This window comes from Sulfurihydrogenibium subterraneum DSM 15120, from assembly GCF_000619805.1.
Classification (GTDB): domain Bacteria; phylum Aquificota; class Aquificia; order Aquificales; family Hydrogenothermaceae; genus Sulfurihydrogenibium; species Sulfurihydrogenibium subterraneum.
The window spans coordinates 20173-40462 of record NZ_JHUV01000010.1; the positions used below are offsets into that span (position 1 = coordinate 20173).

At 35.0% G+C, this 20290-nt stretch carries 18 protein-coding genes; 15 read left to right on the plus strand and 3 right to left on the minus strand.

All coding sequences use genetic code 11. The features are described from left to right. Nucleotides 1-187 precede the first annotated feature (187 nt). From Q385_RS0104510 to Q385_RS09305, 3 genes are all read left to right on the plus strand, one after another. On the plus strand, nucleotides 188-592 hold the full coding sequence (locus tag Q385_RS0104510; protein ID WP_028950524.1) for a desulfoferrodoxin family protein: 405 nt from the start codon (nucleotides 188-190) through the stop codon (nucleotides 590-592). Nucleotides 593-699: 107 nt separating this feature from the next. Beyond that, nucleotides 700-2202: a leucyl aminopeptidase gene (locus Q385_RS0104515; RefSeq protein ID WP_028950525.1), complete on the plus strand. Its 1503-nt coding sequence runs from the start codon at nucleotides 700-702 to the stop codon at nucleotides 2200-2202. Between the two features lie 26 nt (nucleotides 2203-2228). Then, nucleotides 2229-2378, plus strand: coding sequence for a hypothetical protein (locus Q385_RS09305; protein ID WP_156925198.1), 150 nt, complete (start codon nucleotides 2229-2231; stop codon nucleotides 2376-2378). Nucleotides 2379-2384: 6 nt separating this feature from the next. On the opposite strand, the gene Q385_RS0104525 is transcribed toward Q385_RS09305, so the two are convergent. From Q385_RS0104525 to Q385_RS0104535, 3 genes are read right to left on the minus strand one after another with little or no spacing between them, the layout of a single operon-like run. Continuing rightward, entirely contained in the window at nucleotides 2385-2993 is a 609-nt protein-coding gene (locus Q385_RS0104525; RefSeq protein ID WP_028950526.1) for an NAD(P)/FAD-dependent oxidoreductase, read from the minus strand. Between the two features lie 3 nt (nucleotides 2994-2996). Beyond that, nucleotides 2997-3215 (minus strand): hypothetical protein, encoded by a 219-nt coding sequence (locus Q385_RS0104530; protein ID WP_037919631.1) that lies wholly within the window; start codon nucleotides 3213-3215, stop codon nucleotides 2997-2999. Further along, nucleotides 3205-5595, minus strand: a complete 2391-nt coding sequence (locus tag Q385_RS0104535) for a DNA gyrase/topoisomerase IV subunit A (RefSeq protein ID WP_028950528.1) — start codon at nucleotides 5593-5595, stop codon at nucleotides 3205-3207. The genes Q385_RS0104530 and Q385_RS0104535 overlap by 11 nt, the downstream gene beginning before the upstream one ends. 319 nt (nucleotides 5596-5914) lie before the next feature. Between Q385_RS0104535 and Q385_RS0104540 the strand changes: the two genes are divergently transcribed. The 12 genes from Q385_RS0104540 (at nucleotide 5915) to Q385_RS0104595 (ending at nucleotide 20235) form a co-directional block, all read left to right on the plus strand. Further along, nucleotides 5915-6832, plus strand: a complete 918-nt coding sequence (locus tag Q385_RS0104540) for a sulfurtransferase (protein ID WP_028950529.1) — start codon at nucleotides 5915-5917, stop codon at nucleotides 6830-6832. Nucleotides 6833-6887: 55 nt separating this feature from the next. Further along, nucleotides 6888-8009, plus strand: a complete 1122-nt coding sequence (locus Q385_RS0104545) for a YeeE/YedE thiosulfate transporter family protein (RefSeq protein ID WP_028950530.1) — start codon at nucleotides 6888-6890, stop codon at nucleotides 8007-8009. A gap of 13 nt (nucleotides 8010-8022) precedes the next feature. Next, entirely contained in the window at nucleotides 8023-8160 is a 138-nt protein-coding gene (locus tag Q385_RS09395; protein ID WP_169733168.1) for a hypothetical protein, read from the plus strand. Beyond that, nucleotides 8157-8648, plus strand: a complete 492-nt coding sequence (locus Q385_RS0104555) for a rhodanese-like domain-containing protein (RefSeq protein ID WP_028950531.1) — start codon at nucleotides 8157-8159, stop codon at nucleotides 8646-8648. The genes Q385_RS09395 and Q385_RS0104555 overlap by 4 nt, the downstream gene beginning before the upstream one ends. Before the next feature lie 24 nt (nucleotides 8649-8672). After that, complete coding sequence (locus tag Q385_RS0104560; protein ID WP_028950532.1) at nucleotides 8673-11561, plus strand: molybdopterin-dependent oxidoreductase; 2889 nt, start codon at nucleotides 8673-8675, stop codon at nucleotides 11559-11561. A gap of 12 nt (nucleotides 11562-11573) precedes the next feature. Next, on the plus strand, nucleotides 11574-12725 hold the full coding sequence (locus tag Q385_RS0104565; protein WP_028950533.1) for a DMSO reductase family iron-sulfur subunit: 1152 nt from the start codon (nucleotides 11574-11576) through the stop codon (nucleotides 12723-12725). A 60-nt stretch (nucleotides 12726-12785) separates the two neighbouring features. Next, on the plus strand, nucleotides 12786-13919 hold the full coding sequence (locus tag Q385_RS0104570) for a c-type cytochrome (RefSeq protein WP_028950534.1): 1134 nt from the start codon (nucleotides 12786-12788) through the stop codon (nucleotides 13917-13919). An 84-nt stretch (nucleotides 13920-14003) separates the two neighbouring features. Next, nucleotides 14004-14402 carry a hypothetical protein gene (locus tag Q385_RS0104575; protein WP_028950535.1) on the plus strand — a complete coding sequence of 133 codons (399 nt, stop codon included), beginning with the start codon at nucleotides 14004-14006 and terminating at the stop codon, nucleotides 14400-14402. 173 nt (nucleotides 14403-14575) lie between these two features. After that, nucleotides 14576-15412, plus strand: a complete 837-nt coding sequence (locus Q385_RS0104580; RefSeq protein WP_028950274.1) for a hypothetical protein — start codon at nucleotides 14576-14578, stop codon at nucleotides 15410-15412. Nucleotides 15413-15485: 73 nt separating this feature from the next. After that, the gene (locus tag Q385_RS0104585; RefSeq protein ID WP_028950536.1) at nucleotides 15486-16121 is read left to right on the plus strand and encodes a 4Fe-4S dicluster domain-containing protein; all 636 of its coding nucleotides are present in this window, start codon (nucleotides 15486-15488) and stop codon (nucleotides 16119-16121) included. 2 nt (nucleotides 16122-16123) lie between these two features. Further along, entirely contained in the window at nucleotides 16124-17005 is an 882-nt protein-coding gene (gene nrfD, locus Q385_RS0104590) for an NrfD/PsrC family molybdoenzyme membrane anchor subunit (protein WP_028950537.1), read from the plus strand. A gap of 14 nt (nucleotides 17006-17019) precedes the next feature. Next, entirely contained in the window at nucleotides 17020-20235 is a 3216-nt protein-coding gene (locus Q385_RS0104595) for a molybdopterin-dependent oxidoreductase (RefSeq protein WP_028950538.1), read from the plus strand. Nucleotides 20236-20290 lie beyond the last annotated feature (55 nt).

Consider the following 20290-nt stretch of genomic DNA (forward strand, 5'->3'; position numbering starts at 1 on the left):
CTGATAATTTAAGGAAATTTCTTCTATCCATACTCTACCTCCGATTTTTAGTAAGTTTAAGTTGCTAAAATGCCTTTATCTATGATAACGGTCATTATATGCAAGTGATTAACGTCATTATTCAAAGTATAAAGTGTAAGATAAAATATATTATGATAAAAAATCAAATTAAACAGGAGGTATAAAAATGCCAAAAGTTAATAGTTACGTAGACATTTCACAAATCGACAAAGAAGCGAAGAGAGACTTCATTGACAGACACTCACCATTTGTTTATGTAGAAGGAGAAGCTGTAAAAGGTCAAAAGTTAAAAGTTAAAGTAAGAGTTGGAAATGAGTATGTACACCCAGACGACTTTGATCACTACATAGCTTACGTTCAGCTTTGGGATGGAGATACCTTACTTGGACAAGCAACTTTTACACCAGGTTCTCTTGGAAACAAACCAAACCAAGCAGAAGTAGACTTTTACATTGTTCCAACTAAAGACAAATTAAGATTAAATGCTATGAGCTACTGTACAAAACACGGTTTATGGCAAAGCGAAACTGTTGAAGTAGAAGTTTTAGAAGGACAACCAGCTACTGCATAACATCTAATCCCCCTTAAAGGGGGATTTATTTTTTTTCTTTAAATTCATTGAAAATCTTTTTAAAAATCTTTATAATATCTCAAAAATTCATCTTAGAGGTGTAATCTATGAAAATAGATGTAGTTTCAAAGAAGTTAGAGTCTGTAAAAACAGATGCATTAGTATTTCCTTTATTTGAAGAAGAAAAAAAGTTTTCTGGCAATCTTGAAAAAATTGATAACATTTTAGAGGGAGCTGTATCACATTTATTTAAATCTCAAAAGTTTAAAGCTGGAGAAAATAACTTTTTAGTAGTCCCTACTTTGGGAAAGATAAAAGCGGACTATGTTGTTTTGGCAGGACTTGGTTCTAAAAAGAAATTTGAGTTAGATGCTTTAAGAAAACTTTCTGCTAATACTGTTAGAAAGTTAAAATCAATAAAAGCATCTGACTGTGTTATTGATTTAGATTTAAACTTAGAAGATGTAGATTTGAAAGAAGCTGTTCAGTCTATTACAGAAGGTGCTATTTTAGGAAATTACAGTTTTGATAAATATTTTACAAAGAAAGAAGACTTCAAAGTAAACTCAATTCAAATAAACGTTTCTAAAAAAGCTGATAAAGATGTATTAAAAAAATATGTAGAAATAGGAAAAGTTTTAGCAGAAGCCCAAAACTTTACAAGAGACCTTGTAAATGAACCAGCCAACGTTATAAATACAGTTCAATTTGCAGAAATCGCGGAAAACTTAGCAAAGCAGTATGGTTTTGAAATAAAAATTTACGATGAAGAAGAAATAGAAAAGATGGGAATGGGAGCTTACCTTGCAGTTGCAAAAGGTAGTGAAAATCCACCAAGATTTATACATCTAACTTACAAACCTAAAAAATCAGAAGGTGAAATTGCGATAGTTGGAAAAGGATTGATGTTTGATAGTGGTGGTCTTAACATAAAAACTGGAGACTTTATGAGATGGATGAAAACAGATAAATCTGGAGCTTGTGCAGTCCTTGGAATATTTAAGGCTATTGGTGAGTTAAAACCAAATATAACAGTCCACGGTATAGTTGCGGCTGCTGAGAATATGCCAAGTGGAAAATCTTACAGACCAGATGATATATTAAGGGCAAAAAACGGAGTAACGATAGAAGTTGGAAACACTGATGCAGAGGGAAGATTAACTCTTGCAGACGCTTTATCTTATGCATCAGAGTTAAAACCAGATGCAATTATTGATATGGCTACTTTAACTGGTGCGTGTGTAGTAGCTCTTGGAGAGTTTACAGCTGGAGTTATGGGCAACAATCAAAAATTTATAAACGAAGTTTTAAAGATTTCAGAAAAAACTGGAGAATGGATGTGGCAGCTTCCTTTTAACGATAAACTTAGAGAGCAGATAAAAGCACCTCATGCAGATGTATACAACGTAGGAACCACAAGATATGGAGGAGCAATAACAGCTGGACTATTTTTAGAAAAGTTTGTAGACCCTAAAATACCTTGGGTACACATAGATATAGCAGGACCTTCCCACCATACTTCAGGTTGGTATTATCATCCAAAAGGAGCTACAGGAATTCCAGTAAGAACAATAACAACACTGTTGTTGAAAAGGGCAAAATACATATAATAAAAGCTGTTGCTGAAGACGTTAATATGGGTATAACTTTGGAAGAGAGACTTGAGCAAGAAATGAAAAAATACGAAATAAAGACTTTTGCTGATATAGTTAAAGCATTAATAGACCATCCTGACTGGCTTGAAGAAAAGAATAATTTCTATAAAGGAAGGCAGATGCCTTCCTGATTTATATTACTTAGCATCTGGTACATCGTGAACAACAACGTTTTTGCCAGCCCATAATGCCTGTATATTGCACGCCACTTGAACACCACTTCCAGCTGCACAAGCGTACATAGTACTAACACCTGCTATCAACCCTGCTGCGTAGAGACCTTCTCTAATTTTGTTATCTTCATCAACTTTTAGCTGGATTTTACCCGGTCTTGGAGACCTTTTGTTTTCTATAACTTCTACACCTTCACACTCTATGTTAAACTCGTGGAATCCTGTTGCAAACACAACTATATCAGCTAAATACTCTTTACCATCTTCTGTAATTACTTTAAAGTTTTTGTACTCACCTTCTACTTTAACTACTCTTCCATTAACAATGTCAACATTTCCGTAGCTTTGAGCTTGTTTTTTTAAGTTTTCCAGACTTTCTTTTCCAAGTATTCCTTGTGGAAGTCCGGGTACGTTATAAAGCTGAGCTTTTAGCAAGTCAGATGAATCATTATCAATCACTAAGTATTTTCTGTTTTCTCCCCATTCAAAGTGTCCCTTTGCAGATGCAAGGGTTAAAGCACAGGAAAGTCCTGCAGGTCCTCCGCCAACTATTACTACGTCATATTTTCCCATTTTTCACCTCCTATCAGGTTTGTTTTTAAAACTTAGATACAGATTGTAAGCTGAAACGTAAACTATTACAGCTCCAGCTATTACTGGAAACAAAGAAATTAAGATTCTTCCAAATGCTAAAGTAGGGTCAGAAAAATCTACTTTAAAGATATAGGGCAAGTTATTGAAAATAGCATACAAACCTATAATTATGCCCAGAAAGTAAAGAGCTTTAACTATCATTTTCTACTACTTCAAATTTTGGTAGTTTTATAACTTTCATTATACTGTCAGCTTCAAAGTTAAATTTATTTTCTCCAGCAGATGTTCTTTTTCCTATTGGTATTATAGATGGGTCTATTTTAATTTTTAGTAATTTTCCGTGTTTTGTTTGAATTAAAACCTCTTCACCTATATCTATTGGAATCATAGAGACTACATAGTCATCTTTATTATCAAGTTTTATAGCCATTAAACCTTTTTGTCCTCTTTTCTTTATAGGGAACTCAGACTTTTCAACTAATTTCATATAACCTTTTGAAGTTGCAACTAAAATGTAGTTATGCCCATCTATCAAAAATGATCCTGCAACTTCATCAGAAGGGTCTAAATCTATTCCTTCTACACCTTTTGCTTTATCTCCCGTTACTCTAACTTCATTTCTTTCAAAAAGTAATAAGTCAGCATTTTTTGTGTATATTCCTATATAAGAAGGATTTTGGTCTGCTATAGCAACTGCTAACTCATCTCCTTCATTTAAAGGCATTACAGTATGGTTATGGGATTTGTAGAAAATATCTTCATCAAACATTCTTTTTATAATACCTTTTTTAGTTATTAAGAATACTCTGTTTTCTTCTCCTTCTCCTTGATAAATTGTTCCTACAATCTCTGAATCAACTTTTAACTTACCTTCTCCTTTTGGAAGGTCTATAACAAGGCTCCAATCTGCTTTTCCTTCTTTTGTAAAGAATGCAACAGGTTTAGAACTTTCTACTTCTTGGATAGAAATTATCTTTTCCCCTTCTACAGAATTTAAGGAAATGCTATTTACTATCTTTTGTAAGATTTCATTTTTATCGATATTTTCATCTACTTTCTGATTGTAGACTTTTCCTGAGGACATTACAGCAAACATAAAGTACTCTTTAAAGGTTAGCTCTTTTTCCACGGATATGGTAGTTTTTCTTTCATCAGAGTATTTGGAAAGCATTTCATCCATCTCTTTAATAAAGACTTTTATCTTTTCTTCTTCGCTTGAAAGGATTTTTTTATAGTTTTCTATTTGACTTTCAAGATCTTTTTTCTCTTCTTTTAACTTACTAGTTTCTAAAGCTGTAAACCTTGCAAGTCTCATATCAAGAATTGCGTTTGCTTGAGTTTCTGTAAGGTTATATCTTGTTGTTAAAAGTTCCCTTGCCTGTGATGTATCTTTTGAAGACCTCACTATATCTATTACTTTATCAGCATTTTCTAAGGCTACAATTAAACCTTCTACTATGTGGAGTCTGTTTTCTGCTTTTTCAAGGTCAAACAGCGTTCTTCTTGTTATAACTTCAAGTCTGTGTTTTATAAACTCTTGGAGTATCTCTTTTAGGCTTAAAACTTTTGGTTGTTTATCTACTAAGACTGTAAGGTTAACAGGGAAGTTTTTTTCAAGAGGAGTACTTTTGTATAGTTTTTTTAATACTTTTTCTGGGTTTGCATCTCTTTTAAGTTCTATAACTATTCTTATACCCGTTCTATCTGATTCATCTCTTAAATCTGATATACCTTTTTCTTTTCCTGTTCTAACAAGTTCTGCTATCTTTTTTATAAGTTCTACTTTGTTAACTTGATAAGGTATCTCGTAAATGACTATTCTTTGTCTGTTTCCGGGCAGTTTTTCAATCCTTGCTTTACCTTTTATTGTTATGGAACCTCTTGCTGTTTTGTATATATCTATTATTTCTTCGTGAGAGTTTGTTATTATTCCACCAGTTGGAAAATCTGGACCTTTTATGAACTGACAGAGCTCCTCAACTGTTGCGTCTGGAAATTGAGCAAGGTATTTTAGAGCTTCTGCAACTTCTGTAAAGTTGTGAGGAGGAATACTTGTAGCAAGTCCAACTGCAATTCCAGATGTTCCGTTGCATATAAGGTTTGGAAACTTTGAAGGTAAAACAGTCGGTTCTTCTAACGATGAGTCGAAGTTTGGTATCATATCAACGGTATTTTTATCTATGTCCTCAAGCATTTCAACGGCAAGTTTTGTAAGTCTTGCTTCTGTATAACGCATTGCAGCTTGAGGGTCTCCATCTATTGAACCGAAGTTTCCTTGACCATCTATAAGTGGGTATCTCATAGTAAAGTCTTGAGCCATTCTAACAAGTGCATCGTAAACGGAAGTATCTCCGTGAGGATGGAATTTACCTAAAGTCTCACCTACTACTCTCGCAGATTTTTTATAAGGTTTGTTTGGTAGTAGTCCAAGTTCGTACATTGCATACAAAATTCTTCTTTGGACGGGTTTAAGACCGTCTCTAACGTCTGGAATAGCCCTTCCAGCTATAACAGACATTGCATAGTCTATGTATGCACTTTTTATTTCTTCCTCTATAGGAATTTTTTTAATGTCTTCCATAAATACCCCTTATTAAAGTTTAATAATTAACTATTATAACATTTTCAATAGGTATCAGATGATTTCAAATTGAAATAGGCTTATTTAATTTTTAAATAGTTTAATTTTTTTAAATTATCAGAGAGTTAGTGTTTATTAACTCTTTAAGTTTATAAAAAATTAATAATATTAAGATTCTTTAATAATTGGCATTAAAATTGCATATCTCCTTTTTTAAAGGAATAAGTTTTATAACTACGTTTTAATTTAGGTTAGTGTTTGACAACTTGAAAATATTAGGTCATATTAATATTCAAATCTTTTAATAGGAGGTTTTAGAATGAAGAAAGTTTTCACACTCGCAGCAGCAGGACTCTTAACAGTAGCAGCAACTTCAAAAGCTGCAGATTTACTCATCTCTGTAGACCAAGCAAAAGACTTGGTTGGAAAAGCAGTATTTGTGTGTGGTGATGACCCAAAAACTTTCCAAGCAGGACATATTCCAGGAGCTCAAAATGCTTACGCTCACGACATTCACTTCCTCTCTGACATTAAAAAGTGTGGCGGACTTCCTATGTGTGAATCTACTGCACAAAAGTTCATATCTGAGCTTGGAATTAGCAACAACTCTCACGTAATAGCTTATGACGATGGTAAAGGACCTAACGCATCTGGTGTATGGTTCTTCCTTTACTTATACGGAGTTGACAACGTTCAAATGTTAGACGGTGGTTTTGCTACTTGGAAAGCAAAAGGATTACCTGTAGAAACAGGACCTGCTAAAAAACCAGCTCCTGGTAAGTTTACTGTAAAAGTAAGAAAAGATATATTAGCTACAAAAGATGAAGTATTAAAGGTTTCAAAAGAACCTAACTATGTGATACTTGATGCAAGAAGATTTGAAGAATACACAGGTAAAACTCTATTGGAAGCATTGGAAGCTCCTGGAAAACACAAGCAAGTTGAAAGAGGTGGACACATTCCTGGGGCTAAATTCTTTGAATGGAAAAAACTTGCAGCTAACCCTAACGGTGAACCTGACAAACCTATATTTAAACCTGTAGATCAAATCAAAAAACAACTTGAAAGAGCTGGAATTACTCCTGATAAAACAGTTATCTCTTACTGTCACGTAGGACTTGGAAGAGGTTCTTTCGTATTTGCGGCTTTAAAACTAGCAGGATATCCTAAAGCAAAAGTTTATGTTGGTTCTTGGGACGAATGGGGTAATGATAAATCTTTACCTTTAGAACAGTAATCAATCAAGGCTGGCTTTTGCCAGCCTTCTTATTTAATTTCAGGAGGTTAGTATCATGGAACATACAAATCATCTTATAATGGGTCTCATAACAGGTGCTTTATTTGGTTTCGTCCTCTTTAAAGTTGGAGCTGTAAGGTATTCTCGCGTTGAAGGTATGCTTCTTTTAAGGGACTTAAAAATTATGAAGTTTGCATTTACTGGCATAGCTACAGCTTCAATAATCTATGGACTTGCTGATATTCTTGGATTTGCTGAGTCTACAAACCTTATTCCAAGGATAATGCCGTATATGGGTGTGGCACACCTTATAGGTGGTGTGATGTTTGGAATTGCTATGGCTTCTGCCGGTTTTTGTCCAGGAACTTGTGTTGCAAGGGTAGGAGCTGGTAAATTTATATCAGCTGCAGGGGTTGTTGGTTTAGTTTTAGGTGTTATTATTTACAACGCTATTCAACCTTCTCTAATAGAAGCAGGTATTTTAGGTAATAGACAAGATTTAACACTTTATGGTGTTTTAGGAGTTCCTTACGGTCCATTAGCTGTTGCATGGGGTATTTTATTCTTAATTTTTGCTTTAATCGCAGACTGGTTAGACCCAGCTAAAAAACTTTATCAAGAGAAAACAAGTTTTAATCTTATAAAAAATGAATGGCACTGGGCTATAGGTGGTGTGGCTGCGGGTTCAATAATTGCATGGGCTACAGCTCAAGGAGAGTATTTAGGTTTTTCAGGAGCATTACTTGCTTTAATAGGTTGGATTTCCCATTTAATAGGACATCCTATATCAAATGTTGTTCCTCAGGTTAATGAAGGGATAATATGGCATTCAGGATTAATATTAGGTGTTTTACCGGGAGCATTCTTAGCTGCCATAATATCAGGTAGATTTAAGTTTGACCCTGTTCCTCCTGCTTTTGCAAAGGTTACTCCAATTCCATACGTAAGGATGATTCTGGTTTTCTTTGCGGGATTGTTCTTAGCATTAGGAGCTTTAATAGGTGGTGGTTGTACAACAGGAGCGTTTTTAGCTGCATATCCTACACTTTCTATTGGTAGTATGGCAATGTCTGCTACTTACTTTGTAGTAGGGGTCTTAACTGCAAACCTAATCTACTTTGGTAGGTGGTCAAGATTTGTAGAAGCTAAAAAAGAATCTGAAGAAGTTTATGACTAACGAGGTGAGTAAGATGAGTATGACAGAAAGATTACTTTTTTGGATTGCTATAGTGGTTTTGCTTGTTTCAGTGTTTGGTGTTAAAAAGCATGTATCCGAGCTTGACGCTAAAGTGTCTCAAGTTCAAACTCAAACTGGAGGTCAACAATGAGTCCAAAAATTGAAAGAGGTATTTATGTAGCAATAATATTGGTTCTTGCGATTGTTTTAATATCCTTTGGTAAGAAAGAAGTTGAACTTAAAAAACAGATACCTATAACAGCAGAAGAATTATACAAAAAATTATCTAATCCTAAGATAAAAGTACAAATTATAGATGTTAGAGAGTTAACTTTAAGTGATGAAGTAGGTGGGTATGAGGACTCAAGGATACCCGGAGCTCTACCTTATCCTAACTGTGATGATTCAAAGATGAACCAAGGATATTTAGTAGAAGCTAAGAAAAGGATAAATCCTTACATGTATACAGTTATTATCTCAGCAGATGGAAATCCAGAGATTTTTAAAAAGTGTGCTGAAAAGTTTACAAACGCTCAAAACTTGGCTGGTGGAATGAAAGCATGGCAAGAAGCCGGATTACCTGATGAGTCTGGAGAGTACACTCCACCTAAAGCAGGTGGTGGTGGTGGATGTTTATAAAAAAATAATACCGGAGGTAAAGTAATGGCTTTATCAAGAAGGGACTTTTTAAAAAGTATGTCAGTAGCAAGTACAGCTTTAGGACTTGGTTCAACTGAGGCTTTTGCGAAATCAAAGGCTATGATTATAGAGGATCCAAGGGCTTCATATCCTAACTCATCTTTTGTAGAAAATATGTACAGAAAAGAGTTTGCATACACTTATGGAAAGAAAGAAGAACACGGAACAGCTTACCACTGTGTAAACTGTCAAGGTAACTGTGCGTGGGACGTATGGGTACAAAACGGTATAGTAACAAGGGAAAACCAAGCAGCTAATTATCCTCTTTTAAATCCTAAAATACCAGATGCAAATCCAAGAGGATGTAATAAAGGTGTTCAACACTCTCAAGTTATGTATGAAAAAGACAGAATCCTCTATCCTATGAAAAGAGTTGGAGAGAGAGGAGAAGGTAAGTGGAAGAGAATATCTTGGGATGAAGCTATCACAGAAGTTGCTACGAAAATATACGAAACTATGTTAACTGTTGGTCCTCAAGGAAACTACATACACGTTGGTGCAGGTATGCTTACAGAAGCAAGAGCAGCATCAGGTAAAAGACTTGGAACTCTGCTTGGAGCTGTAAGACCTTACATAGCTTCTTACGTTGGTGATATGTTCCCGGGAGTGTCTTTAGTATATGGTGAAGGTAATATTGGGTTCTCTTACGATTTTGTTTATACTGCAAACGTTCAAATTTGGTGGGGGCAAGACCCTAACAAAACAAGAATTCCAGATGCTCACTGGGTTTGGGAAGGTAAATACAACGGTGGAAAGGTTATAGTTATTACTCCAGATTACAACGCAACAGCAAAGGGAGCTGACCTATGGGTACCTGTAAGAGCAGGATATGATGGATTTTTAGCGATGTCAATAATAAACGAAATAATCCAGCAAAAACTTTATAAACCTAACTTTATAAAAGTATTTACAGATTTACCTTTCTTAGTAAGACTTGATAACAAAAAACTCTTAAGACTATCAGACATAGATAAAAATGACCCTATGTTTGATAAAGAGATATTCCACAATATGGAAGAAAAAGCTCATGGAAAAGAATTTGAAGAGCATGAAGTGTTCTTATCTTACAACCTTAAAAACGGTAAGTTTACGATAATGCCCGGTTCTGAAGGAAACCCAATTAAGACATTAAGATTAAAAGACCTTGGATGGGATATAGACCCTGCTTTAGAAGGTGTTTACGAGGTAAAACTAAAAGATGGTTCAAAAGTTAAAGTTACACCTGCTTTTGAATTATTAAAAGCAGAAGCTGCAAAATTCCCAGCTGAAAAAACATTTAAGCTAACAAACGTTCATCCAAAAATAGTTCAGCAACTTGCAAGAGATATAGCACTTCCAAAAGTTGCGTTTATATCTATGGGATTTACAATTGGTAAATACTTTAACGGTATGCTAGCTCAAAGAGCTATAGCGTCTATTACACCACTTTGTGGAAGACTTGGACCTTACGGTGGATTTAACTCTGAGAATGAGTGGTCAATATCTGGATTGGCAAAAATATCTGGATTTGCTGGTAAATATAAGGAAAGATTTGCCTCAGGATTCGTAAGTGAGTTTGTCCTTGGTAATATGATGCAAGACTTTGACAAACTCTACGAAGAAGATACGTTTAAACAAGCAATGGGAATGTCAAAAGATGAGTATAAGAAGAAAGTTGAAGAGATGCTTTCAAAATCCGAAGGTGATAAAGGAATAGGACACGGAAAGTCTTACTGGAACGATGTTCAGACATTCTTACTATTTGCAGACGCAAGATTTAGAAGAAATAAGGGTTCTTCTTATAAAAAAGCATTTTTAGAAAAAGCTAAATTTATAGCTTATGTAGATTTTAGAATGTCAGATTTTGCAAACTATGCAGATATCCTTTTACCAGCGAAATCTCACTACGAAGTTTGGGATTTAAGGACAAACCCAGGATACCATAGATTTGCAAACTTAGCACATCCACCTGCAAATCTAAAACCTGTTGGAGAGGCTAAATCTGAGTGGGAAATCTGCACTATGATTGTTGAAAAAATCCAAGAAATTGCGATGAAGAAATACAAAGAAACAGGAGATCAAAAATACATCAAAATACCAGACCCAAAACTTTCAAAAACTGGATACAGAGACCTTGATACATTAGTTGACGAGTATACGATAAATGGGCAACTTAGAGACGATAGAGATGCTGTAGAGCTTGCTCTTGAAAACACAGACCAGTTTAAACCTAACACAATAGAATCTATGTTCAAAAGAGGTGGTTATTTAGTGTTAAACGAAAAAGCTGGAAAATCCTCACCTCTATATCCAGATAAACCATATAACGTATTTGAAAACAACCTCTACCTTTATGAAAGATTTGAAACTCTATCTGGAAGAATAACTTACTACGTAGATGATGACTTATGGATACAGGAAGGTGCAAATGTCCCAACAGCAAAAGAACCTATTAGACCAAGAAAGTTTCCATTTGTACTTATGACACCACACGCAAGATGGTCAATCCACTCTACATATAAGACATCAACTATTCTCCTTAGACTTCAAAGAGGAAAACCTTACGTAATGATAAACCCTGAAATCGCAAAGAAAAAAGGCATTAAAGACGGTGATGAAATAAGAATTTACAACTCTATAGGTGAATTTTACGCAATGGCTAAGGTATACCCTTCTTGTCCGAAAGATGCAATAATTCTTGAACACGGTTGGGAACCATTCTTCTACAAAGGAAGAAAAGGACACAACGAAGTTGTAGCATCACCTTTAAACCTGTTAGAGCTTTCAGATGGTTGGGGACATCTTAAGTTTGGTGGAAACTGGGATGGTAACCAGCATGCTTACGAAACTTCCGTTGATATAGAAAAAGTTTAAGGAGGTATTTAGATGTCAAAAAGACAACTTGCAATGGTAATGGATTTAAATAAATGTATAGGTTGCCAAACTTGTACAGTTGCATGTAAAACACAATGGACTAACAGAAACGGAAGAGAATATATGTATTGGAATAACGTTGAAACACATCCTGGAGCTGGATATCCAAGAAACTGGATGGAAGCTGGTGGTGGTTTTGACCAAGACGGTAATTTAAGAGATGGTATTATTCCAGATATGGTATTAGACTATGGAGTACCGTGGGATTATAACCACGATGAACTTTTCAACGGTTCACTTTTACAAACTAAATCCAATTTAGAATGGGGACCAAACTGGGATGAAGATGTAGGAGGAGGAGAGTATCCAAACTCTTACTTCTTCTACATCCCAAGAATATGCAACCACTGTTCTAACCCTGGTTGTCTTGCTGCATGTCCAAGGGAAGCTATATTTAAAAGAGAACAAGACGGTATAGTTTTAGTTGACCTTGAAAGATGTCAAGGTTATAGATACTGTATAGCAGGATGCCCTTACAAGAAAATATACTTTAACCCTAAAATATCTAAATCTGAAAAATGTATATTCTGTTTCCCAAGGGTAGAAAAAGGTTTACCTCCAGCTTGTGCTCACCAGTGTGTAGGTAGAATAAGATTTGTAGGATTTTTAGATGACGAAGAAGGACAAGTTTATAAATTAGTTCATAAATACAAAGTTGCCTTACCACTTAGACCAGACTTTGGAACTCAACCAAACGTTTACTATGTTCCACCATTATTTGAACCACCAAAATTTGATGATAATATGGCTCCTATAGAAGATTCAAAAAGAATTCCTATGGAGTATTTAGAGCTCTTATTTGGAAAAGAAGTTCACCAAGCACTTGAAACTTTAAGAAAAGAAATGGAAAAAAGATCAAGAGGAGAAGAGTCTGAGCTAATGGATATTCTTATCGCATACTCCCACAGAGACATGTTCAGACTTGACAATAACTATTATCAACAAGAAGCTGCTAAAAAAGGTCTTAAAGGTTCAGAGTTTTTCAAAGTAATAGACCAAAGATACTTACAAGGGTCAAACACTCAAAGAGTAGAGATCAAAGACTACACATTCCATGAAAAGATTTTACCGCTTCCACAAAAAGAAAAACATGAAGGTCATTAAAAACTCAGGGCAGGAAAATCCTGCCCGTTATTTTAACTAATCAAAACAAGGAGGTAAATAATGAAAAAAGCTTTATCTTTACTCGCTTTATCAACTTTAATAATATCTTCTAACGCTGGTACAGATAAGTTTGAAGATGATGTTATAGAAGCTAAACAAATTGCAAATATAACAGAAGAAAGCCTCTTATCATCTCCTACAAAAAAAATAACTTTATACCAACAATATTCAGTCGCTTTAAATGATGCAAACGCTAAAAAAATAATAGAAGAACAAAAACCAATAGAAGCAGAAGTTTCCATAGGTTATAACCAAAAGGAAATAGGTATATTAATAAAGTGGAAAGATGAAACAAAGTCAGTCCAGCCTGCTATGGCTACAAATAAGTATGGAGATGGTGTATCTGTCCAGTTTCCGATAAAGTATGGTAAAGGAACAACCTTTGCTTACATAGGAATGGGAGATACAAAGCATCCTGTTATGACTTACTTAAAGAAAGCTGTAGAAGGAAGAGATTATCAAAAAGCATTTATAGCTGAAGGTTTTGGAAGTTTAACAGAAATTCAAGAAAAAGGTTATACCTTTACAATGAAGTACGACGATGCAAACAAACAATGGATAGCATATATTAAAAAACTTATAAAAACAGCTGATTTAAACCTTGCTTCTGGAATGGTTCCAGTATCTTTTGCAATATGGGACGGTGATTCTTTAAACAGAGATGGAAATAAAGTTATATCTAACTGGAAGTTTATAAAAATGGGTAATGCAAAAGTAGACCCTAACTACTTAAAATACATTTCTTGGGGATACGGTGAGATAGGTAATCCAGAAAGAGGAAAAGAGCTTATGATTCAAAACGGATGTAATGGTTGTCATAGATTTGCAGACCAAACTACAGCTCCCGAAGGTTTAGCTCCTAACCTTTCAAAAATAGGAGGATACTCCAACCCTGCATACTTAAGAGAATCTATAGTAAATCCAAACGATGTTGTAATTAGAAACCTTAACATAAACAGACACTATAACAAATCCGCTGAGAAAGATAAAAACGGAGCTTATCCAAATAATGATATGTACACTTGGTATATAAAAGATGAGAAGGGCAATCTAACTTCTAAGATGCCACCTTACGCTCACTTATCTGAACAGGATTTAAAAGATATTGTAGCGTACTTGAAAACTTTAAAATAACTTGGTTAGTGTTTGACAACTTAATATTAAAAACTTAGTATGGTTACTAAAATTGAATGTTAACTTAATAAGGAGGTTAGTATCGTGAAAAAGTTATTTTTAGCTATAGGACTAACTCTTAGTTTATCAGTGCTCTCCTTTGCTGAAGATGTAGGAGAAGATGTTGAACTATCAAGTGCTGTTATAACAGCAAAGTCCTGTGCAGAAAAAGCAAAAGAAACAGGAAGCTTTGAACTTTTGTCAAGCTGTCCGCCTGTTGAAGCAGAAAAAAGTGGTTATGTAATATATGACGTTACAGAAAACACTTTTTATGCAATAGAGCCTAAAAATGTATATTACTTTGAGCTTGATGAAGGATTTGGCGGAAGTATAGACGCAAAAGGAAAAATTGTCAAAAAAGAAGGTGATTTACCTGTATTAGAAGTTCAAGAATACAAAATATCTCCAAAACCAAAAGCAGGATTTTTCAAAGGGTGTTTATAAAAAATTTAAATAGGTGTATTGAAAAATTTAATTTGCCTATTAATTGGGAATATGTTAATAATTAAGTTTATAATACCTTGAGTGAGAAATTCATTTTTTCAATTTTATTTCTAATAAAAAGCCAAAAGTAGCTCGGGTTATAATATACCCAAACTACTTTTGGGAGGTCAAAAATGCAACTGGAAAAGTTTTATAACATACTTCTCAAAAATTTTCAATCATTTAAAGTTTCTTTTTATAAAAATACAGCTAAATCTAATGCTGGTAGAAAACCAAAAATTACCGATGAAGAAATAGCAGCAGCTTTCATCTTATCATACATGACTGGAATGCCTGTTTTGAAAATAGCAAGACAATTTATTGATGACTCTATAAAGTCTTATCACATATTTAGAAAGTCAAGAATTAAAAGAATATACGAACTGCTTAGAATATATCTACAAATGAGAATACTGTCTGTAATTATAGAAGTTTTGGTATCTAATAAAAAACCAAGACTTATAGTAGATGGTACAATACTTCCAGTAGCTAATTTAAACAGAGCAAGAACCCAGAGAATAAAGAGATTTAATGGAAAGATGTTTTGGGTAAGAAGAAAAAGAAATCTATACAGTCAACACTACAAAAAAAGAGTAAAATTTGAAGAGATATACTATGGAGTGCTTGTTATGGTAATTTGTGATACAAAGGGAAGAGTTTATGATATTTGGTTTCATCCAGCAAGTTATCATGAAGTTAAATCTTTTAGATTAAGAGCAAAAACCAGTATTTGGTTTAAAAGACTTATAAGCTTTTTTGAAGTAATAGGGGACAAAGGGTATAGAGGATGTGAGAATGTTATCGTATGTGAGACAAAAGAGGATAAAGCTCAGAGGCAGATTATTGAAAGCATATTTTCAAGGTTAAAACAATTTAACGCTCTTAGTAGATGGAGAAAAGGTATAACGCTTCTTTCCTATTTGTATGCTTATGCAATAGGTTATAGCTTTTTCAGGTACTGTGAGGTTTAATTATGGCATTAATTTCTCACTCAACGTATATGTTAATAATTAAGTTTATAATTATAGAACGGAGGGTTAAATAATGAAACTTGGATTCTTGGTGGATTTAAGTAGATGTATGGGGTGTATGGCTTGTGCTGTATCATGTAAAGCCGAAAATGATGTTCCTTTACATAGTTGGAGATTAAGAGTTAAATATATAGACCAAGGAGAATTTCCAGAGGTAAAAAGACATTTTGTTCCTCTTAGATGTAATCACTGTGAAAATGCTCCTTGTGAAAGAATTTGTCCTGTAAGTGCATTACATTACCTTCCTAACGGTATTGTAAACGTAGACCATAACAGATGTATTGGGTGTGCATCTTGTATGATGGCTTGTCCCTACAATGCAATTTACATAGACCCAATAACAAACTCTGCGGATAAGTGTACTTATTGTGCTCATAGAATAGAAGTTGGAATGATGCCAGCTTGTGTAGTTGCATGTCCAACTCATGCAAACATATTTGGCGATTTAGATGACCCTGAAAGTGAAATTTCTAAATATTTAAAAGAACATAAAGATATAATGGTTAGAAAACCAGAGTTAAACACAAAGCCAAAACACTTCTACGTAAGAGGTTCTACAGTTGATCTTGACCCACTATCTTCAGAAAGACCAGAAGGTTATACACTCTTTACAGAAGTTAAGTTTTTAGACCATATAGGAGGGCATTAATCATGTTGGGATCTGAAGTAACTTTTGACGTTGCATTACCAAAGGTTGTTTGGGGATGGCTTGTTTCAACAAATATGTGGGCTAAAAGTATCGCAACAGGAAGCTTTCTTCTTGGTTTGTACTTTATAAAGAAGTATCCAGAAAAAGATGCATTTTTTAGAAAATGGGTTCCAATACTTGGATTAATTTTTATAGGTATTACACTTTTAGTAACGGTTTTAGATCTTCACCATATGTTTAGATTTTGGAAGATATTTGTATTTGCACATTTTACCTCTGCAGTTACACTTGGAGCTTGGGTTGTTTCTGGTTTTGTTGTTGTACTCTTAATATCTTTCTGGTCGTGGATAACTGGTAATAAAAAACTTTTTGATAAAGTTATGATTCCTGGATTTTTATTGGCATTCTTTTCAACTATTTATACAGCAGGTATAATGGGTGAAGCAACAGCAAGAGAGTTGTGGGTTTTTCCTGCTGAAATGATTCAAATGCTTCTATCTGCTACCCTAGCAGGTTCTGCGGTTTACCTTTTAATAATGACTATTTATAAAGTTGAGATGGAAGAAGTAAAAAGAGAACTTGGCTATATACTTATAGGTTCTGCGTTTTTATCAGGAATGATGTACCTTGGAGAGATTTTATTTGCAAGAATGCACTCAGAATTTTCCCATAGAGCTGTGGAAATTTTAACATTTGGCAGCCTTGCACCTATGTTCTGGCTTGGAGTATTCTTAACTTTTATTATTCCAACAATCTTGGTAGGAATAGCAAATGAAAAGAAAAAGTATGAGTATGCTTTACTTGGCTCAATATCTGCTTTAATTGGTCTTTGGTTTGTAAAACATTCATGGCTTTTAGCTCCTCAAATGTTACCACTTAGTTAATAAGGAGGGTTGATATGATAAAGACAACAAGAAGAAACTTTTTAAAGGGAGCTGCAGCTTCTATTGGAGCGGTTGCATTAGCAAAAGGAGTTTTTGAAAAAGTAGAAGCCGATAATAAAGTTGCAAACAATCAAGAGTTAACATTTGAGCCTAAACATTTGGACTACTATCCACCGTTTGAAAAGTGGAACGACTGGAAAGAGCCTGCAGGAAACTACTGGAAAATACACGGTGGAGCTCTAAGGGATGGTGTAAAACTTATTAACTATATGATTGTTCCAACTGTTTGTAATAACTGTGAAGCTGCATGTGGTTTAACAGCTTGGATAGATAAAGATACTTTAACTGTTAAAAAGTTTATGGGTAATCCTTTCCACTCTGGGTCAAGAGGAAGAAACTGTGCAAAAGGCTACGCAACACTTGCTCAAATGTACGACCCTGACAGAATACCATTTCCTCTAAAGAGAGCTCCTGGAAGCAAAAGAGGAGAAAATAAATGGGTTAGAACTACTTGGGAAGAAGCTTTAGAAACAATCGGAAAAAGAATGAGAGAAGTTCTCCTTAAAGGAGATGAAATATCAAGAAAACAGATTATTTATCAAGTTGGAAGACCTAACGAAAATGGTTTTCACGTAAAAAGAGTTGTTTGGTCTTGGGGTGTAGATGGTAGAAATTCACACACTAATATATGCTCTTCAAATGGAAGATTTGGAAATATAGTCACTGTAGGAGATGACAGAACTTCTCCAGACTTTGCAAACAGCAGGTTAATACTCCTTGTATCTTCTCACGCTGCAGATGCTGGACACTACTACCAACAACACGCAGGATATATAGCAGATGCAAGGGCAAAAGGTGCAAAACTTGTAGTTATAGACCCAAGAATGTCAAATTCTGCTGGAATGGCAGACCTTTGGATTCCTGCATGGCCTGGAACAGAAGCTGCAATAAACCTTGCAATGATAAGCAGGCTTGTAAAAGAAGAAAAATTCAATAAAGATTTTGTAAAGAGATGGTTTAACTGGAAACAGTTTATAGAAGACAAAGAATACTTAAACTTCTTAAAAGAAAAAGGATTTTTAACAGAAGTACCTTCTGGAAATTCTTTTGAAGATTTTGTAGCAGTTTTAAAGGATATTTATAAAGACTATACGTTTGAATGGGCTGCTCAAGAAGCAAAAATTCCAGTATCTATGTTAGAAAAACTCTATGAGATGATACTTTGGGCTGGAGATAGAATAACTCAGTACCACTGGAGAGCTGTTGCTGCTGGAAACAGAGGTGGATGGATGGGTGCAGGTAGGACAGGAACAATACTTATGGCATTTATGGGTGCTATAGGAAATGTAGGAGGTGTAGGCTGGTACAAATGGCACACCATATCTATAGGAGATAGAGGTGGTAGCGCATGTATGGCTGATACGCCTGAATCAGTTAAAGCTTGGAATGAACTTGAGTGGCCTCCAGAGTGGCCTATGTCTGCTTATGAGCTTAGCTATCTCTTACCTCACTTATTGATGGATGATGAGTGGAGAAATAAATGGAAAGAAAAAGGTCTTAAAATACCTGATAAAGTAGAAGTTTGGTTTTCTAGAATATATAACCCAGTTTGGATTAACCCTGACGGTTTTAGATGGGTTGAAGCGTTAAAAGATGAGAACAAGTTTGGTTTAACCATTTACATGTCTCCTATATGGGCTGAAACTGCCTTTTATTGTGATTACATCTTACCTATGGGACTTGCAGGAGAAAGACATGATCAACACTCAGAACCTACTAAACCAGAAAAATGGACAGGATTTAGACAACCTGTTTTAAGAGTTGCATTACAAAAGATGGGCTGGAAACCAAACGACCCTGCAAAAGCTACATTAGAAGCTCACAAAAAAGTAGGTTTTGGTGAAATATGGGAAGAAGGCGAGTTTTTCGTTAACCTTGCATTTTCAATTGACCCAGATGGATCGTTAGGTATTAGAAAATACTGGGAATCAAAACAAAACCCAGGTAAACCTGTTACAATGGAAGAATATTACAACGCTGTATTTTCAACCCTACCAAAACTCAGTGAAGTGTGTAAACAACTTGGTATTACTCCTTACGAGTATATGAGAGACAGAGGAGCTTGGACAGAAGCGACAGATGTTTACAACGTACACGAAAAACCATTACCATACGACCCTGATAAAAAAGCTTATCAATACGATGGAAAGTGGATACCAGAGAGTGAGATAAAGATAGAAAACGATATAGCTTACCATGTAGAAGAAGGCGGTAAAAAACATAAAATAGGTATAGTTAAAGATGGAAAAATAATAAATGGATTTAAAACCCCTTCTGGACAGATAGAATTCTACTCTCTAACTTTAAAAGAGTGGAAATGGCCAGAGTATGCAATACCAATATATCCAAGAAACGCTGAAGAAAGAAAGCAGATGATTCACATCGTATCCCAAGTTCATCATGATTATATGAAAGAAGAAAACGCATTTGTATTAAACCCAATCTTCAGACTACCGTATCTAATCCATACAAGGTCAGTAAATGCAAAATGGCTTATGGAAATAGGACAAAACCACAATCCTGTATGGATATACGAAAAAGATGCTAAAAGATTAGGTATCAAAAGAGGAGACGCTATAAAAGTAAGAGTAGTAGATACACTTACAGGTATAGAGACAGGATACTTTGTTGCAATGGCTATGCCTACACAAGCAACAAGACCTGGCGTGGTAGCTTGCTCTCACCATAACGGTAGATGGAGGCTTGTAAACGAGGTAAAAATAGATGGATTTAAACACGAGCTTGGTGTAATGAGATTAGGTTCTGTATTGGTTGATATTCAGCAAAAAGGCAGCCAGATTTTCATGAGAACTAAAGAAGGAGTAAAACCGTTTAAATCATGGCAGTTCCCTGAATTTAACAAAGATACAGAGCAAATATGGTGGAAAGGAACAACTGGCGTCTTCCAAAACGCAGTATTCCCAGCAAACCCAGACCCATTATCAGGTATGCAATGCTGGCACAAGAAGGTTTTAATTGAGAAAGCAGGTCCTGAAGACAAGATAGGAGACGTGTTTGTAGATATAAACAAAACTTGGGAAGTTTACAAAGCTTGGAGAGACCAACTTACAAGACCTAACTACCAACCAGGTGGTTTGAGAAGACCTAAGTGGATGCCAAGACCTTGGTTCCCAATTGACGACGAGTACTGGAAATTCCCATCAGCATAAATCTATTAAGCGGGTTGAAAAAAACCCGCTTTCTTTTTATATTAAAAATATCTCT

Coding starts and splice junctions, on each gene's coding strand:
- Q385_RS0104510 (WP_028950524.1), top strand. CDS start 188: ATGCCAAAAGTTAATAGTTACGTAGACATTTCACAAATCGACAAAGAA.
- Q385_RS0104515 (WP_028950525.1), top strand. CDS start 700: ATGAAAATAGATGTAGTTTCAAAGAAGTTAGAGTCTGTAAAAACAGAT.
- Q385_RS09305 (WP_156925198.1), top strand. CDS start 2,229: ATGGGTATAACTTTGGAAGAGAGACTTGAGCAAGAAATGAAAAAATAC.
- Q385_RS0104525 (WP_028950526.1), bottom strand. CDS start 2,993: ATGGGAAAATATGACGTAGTAATAGTTGGCGGAGGACCTGCAGGACTT.
- Q385_RS0104530 (WP_037919631.1), bottom strand. CDS start 3,215: ATGATAGTTAAAGCTCTTTACTTTCTGGGCATAATTATAGGTTTGTAT.
- Q385_RS0104535 (WP_028950528.1), bottom strand. CDS start 5,595: ATGGAAGACATTAAAAAAATTCCTATAGAGGAAGAAATAAAAAGTGCA.
- Q385_RS0104540 (WP_028950529.1), top strand. CDS start 5,915: ATGAAGAAAGTTTTCACACTCGCAGCAGCAGGACTCTTAACAGTAGCA.
- Q385_RS0104545 (WP_028950530.1), top strand. CDS start 6,888: ATGGAACATACAAATCATCTTATAATGGGTCTCATAACAGGTGCTTTA.
- Q385_RS09395 (WP_169733168.1), top strand. CDS start 8,023: ATGAGTATGACAGAAAGATTACTTTTTTGGATTGCTATAGTGGTTTTG.
- Q385_RS0104555 (WP_028950531.1), top strand. CDS start 8,157: ATGAGTCCAAAAATTGAAAGAGGTATTTATGTAGCAATAATATTGGTT.
- Q385_RS0104560 (WP_028950532.1), top strand. CDS start 8,673: ATGGCTTTATCAAGAAGGGACTTTTTAAAAAGTATGTCAGTAGCAAGT.
- Q385_RS0104565 (WP_028950533.1), top strand. CDS start 11,574: ATGTCAAAAAGACAACTTGCAATGGTAATGGATTTAAATAAATGTATA.
- Q385_RS0104570 (WP_028950534.1), top strand. CDS start 12,786: ATGAAAAAAGCTTTATCTTTACTCGCTTTATCAACTTTAATAATATCT.
- Q385_RS0104580 (WP_028950274.1), top strand. CDS start 14,576: ATGCAACTGGAAAAGTTTTATAACATACTTCTCAAAAATTTTCAATCA.
- Q385_RS0104585 (WP_028950536.1), top strand. CDS start 15,486: ATGAAACTTGGATTCTTGGTGGATTTAAGTAGATGTATGGGGTGTATG.
- nrfD (WP_028950537.1), top strand. CDS start 16,124: ATGTTGGGATCTGAAGTAACTTTTGACGTTGCATTACCAAAGGTTGTT.
- Q385_RS0104595 (WP_028950538.1), top strand. CDS start 17,020: ATGATAAAGACAACAAGAAGAAACTTTTTAAAGGGAGCTGCAGCTTCT.